Below are 2,951 nucleotides of genomic sequence, written 5' to 3'. Positions count from 1 at the left end.
TTAAAAAATAAAATAAACTATATGTATTCACTATATAAATATATTTTTATATTTAATTTAAATAAAAATAGTATTAGATTTTAACTAAGAGTTATAACCTAATACTATTTTTATTAATCACATTTTATAAGTTTGCCTACTATTTCTTCACATATCTCATTTATTGTTTTATTATCTGTAGATACTATAATATCACTTGCATTTAAATATTTTTGCTCCCTTTGTTTCATTAAATTTGATATAAATTCTATATTCATGTTTCCATTTAATAGAGGTCTTTCATTACTATATCTAACACGTTCAAATATAGTTTCTGGTGATGCTGTAAGTAGTACAACCTTTCCACTTTGTTTCATATATTCTACGTTTATATCTCTAAGGGCCATACCTCCGCCACATGAAATTATAGTATTTTGTCTTTGTTTTAAAGATATTAAGGTATTTGTCTCACATTTTCTAAAATACTCTTCACCTTTTATTTTAAACATCTCTGCAATAGTCATACCTTCCATCTTTACTATATGCGCATCTGTTTCTATTTCTTCCATAGATAGCATATGACTTAAGTAAGAAGACACTGTAGTTTTTCCAACTCCCATAAATCCAATTAAGAATATATTATATGCAAATAAATTTTTAGCTTGTATCTTTTTGCCATTATCTACTATATATCTAAATACATCTAAAATCTCGTCTTCAAATTTATTTCCATCTATTTGATTTCTCAAACTAATTTCTTTTTGTGCTTCAAATTCTTCTTGAAGTATAGGCAGTCCATGTTCTTTTTTATAGGCTATAATATCTTCAATATAGTTCATTCTTTCTGTTAAAAGCTCAATTATCTTACTATCACAATCACTAATTTTCTCTCTAATATTTTCAATATTTTTCATACTCTTTCCCCTTAAATTAGTTTTTATTTTTATTATAAGTCTAATTCAAGCTTTAATCCAATTAATTTATTTTTAAAATCTTATATATTTGATATATAATTTTACGCCTCTATATTTTTATGTATTAATTTTAATAAATTGCTCAAGTCCTCAATATTGGGTTGTCCTGGTGCACTTTTTTTAATATTAACACCATAAGTCAAACATGAACCAAAAAATTCTCCACAAATCCTGCTTAGTCCACCTTTTTCACCAATTGATATTGTGCAAATAGGCACGCTAGATATATGCTCTGAAATTATAATTGTAGTTTCTAGAAGTTCAACAACATCTAACTTACTGCTCGGCTTTGTTATTATTTTTATAATATCAGCACCCATATCCTCTAATTCTTTTGCTGTAGCAATACATTCTGCCTTAGATGGCGTGTGATCTAAATTATGATTAGTCGTTATTACATATGTGCCCATATCTTTTGCAACTTCAATTATTTCCTTCATATTATCTTTGCCTATACTATCTTCAACATCTATAAAGTCTACTAATTTAGTAGCACATACTTCTTTATATATCTCTACATACTTTTCTTCAGTTATATCAGCTTCCCCATCGCTTGTATTTCTTTTAATTGTAAATATAATAGGTATATTTTTTAATATTTTTCTAAGCTTTTCAAGAACTATCTCTATCTTTGAATAATCATTATAATATTCGTACCAGTCTACTCTCCATTCAACAATATCTATATCTAATATATCAAAATCTACTGGTATAATAGAAAACTTCTTTGCTGTATGTAAAATTTCTTTTTCTGTTTTATCACATATTGGAGCAATTATTTTAGGTATACCTTTTCCTATTTCTACATCCCTTACTTTTAAAATCCTCATACTCCTCAAATCTCCCTTTTAATATAATAATATTTATCTTATTAATTATTATATCAAAAAAAGTCATACCTTAATATATAATAAATCTTTTAGTATATATTTTTAGTTTCAATTTTTTCTTTAGAGTCACAATTTTCAATTATAAATTTACTAAATTGTTCTACTGCTGGAGATAAGTATTTATTTTTTAATTTTGCCATATATATATTTCTGCTATAAACTGGACTTTTTAATTTTATTATATCTAAATTCAAATTTTTTAAAAAAGGTATATTAGGCATTATTGCTATCCCAAATCCTCCTGATACTAAACCTGCCATAGAACTGTCATTTTCAACTTCATAAGATATAATTTGCTTTTTATCTATTTCTTTAAATAAGTCATCTATAACTTTTCTAAGTCCGCTCGATTTAGTAAATGCAATCTGATTGTAAGATGCAGTTTTTATTAAATCTATCTCTTTATATTTAGATAACTCATGATTTTTTGGAACTACTACTACCAACTCTTCTTGTTTTATTTTTATAAACTCTATATCTTTATCATCCTTTACTTTAGAACAAAATCCTATATCATATTTTTCATTTTTTAGTCCTTCTATAATAGATTTTGTATTATTAGATGAAAATGTAAATCCAAAACTCTTATCTTTATTGCTGTCTAAAAATTTTCTTACCATAAGCGGTACAAATTCAGTCTCCAGCGTATATATATAGCCTAAGTCTATAAGTCCACTTGTCGCACAAGTAAGAGCCTTAGTTTTATCCACTCCCTCTTGTAAATAATCTAAAGATTTTTCTACATATTTTAAAAAGATTTTTCCGTATTTAGTTAAACTCACATTTCTACCTTGCTTTTCAAATAACTTTGTGCCGAGCTCTTCTTCTAATGAAGAAATAGCGTGACTAAGACTAGGCTGAGTTATATCTAAGTCTTTTGCAGCTTTCGTATAATGCTCTAAGTGAGCTAACTTAACAAAGTATTGTAAATGATTTAAATTCATAATATCCCCTTTCTATTACTAATTTAATGTTTTTATTTTAATATACAATTTTTATTTTTTTAATAGATTTATCTATTTTTATAATGCATAAGAAATTATGTTAATTATAAATAAAATCTATATAAATCCATTTTTTCTTAAATTTTATTTATAGATTTTTAAAT

Annotated in this window: 3 protein-coding genes; all 3 read right to left on the bottom strand. The window is 25.2% G+C overall.

What is annotated here, in order from left to right; genetic code table 11:
- Positions 1 to 113: 113 nt before the first annotated feature.
- A complete protein-coding gene (locus RDX53_RS13945; protein WP_295572577.1) occupies positions 114 to 893 on the bottom strand; it encodes a shikimate kinase in 780 nt (259 codons plus the stop codon).
- Positions 894 to 994: 101 nt separating this feature from the next.
- On the bottom strand, positions 995 to 1,783 hold the full coding sequence (aroD, locus tag RDX53_RS13940; protein ID WP_195931824.1) for a type I 3-dehydroquinate dehydratase: 789 nt from the start codon (positions 1,781 to 1,783) through the stop codon (positions 995 to 997).
- 89 nt (positions 1,784 to 1,872) lie between these two features.
- Positions 1,873 to 2,787, bottom strand: a complete 915-nt coding sequence (locus RDX53_RS13935; protein ID WP_195931823.1) for a LysR family transcriptional regulator — start codon at positions 2,785 to 2,787, stop codon at positions 1,873 to 1,875.
- Positions 2,788 to 2,951 lie beyond the last annotated feature (164 nt).

Origin of the sequence: uncultured Intestinibacter sp. (assembly GCF_902468165.1) — a bacterium.
Lineage (GTDB): Bacteria > Bacillota > Clostridia > Peptostreptococcales > Peptostreptococcaceae > Intestinibacter.
Note: the sequence above shows the minus strand (reverse complement) of the source record. Positions and strands in the feature narration are given on the sequence as shown.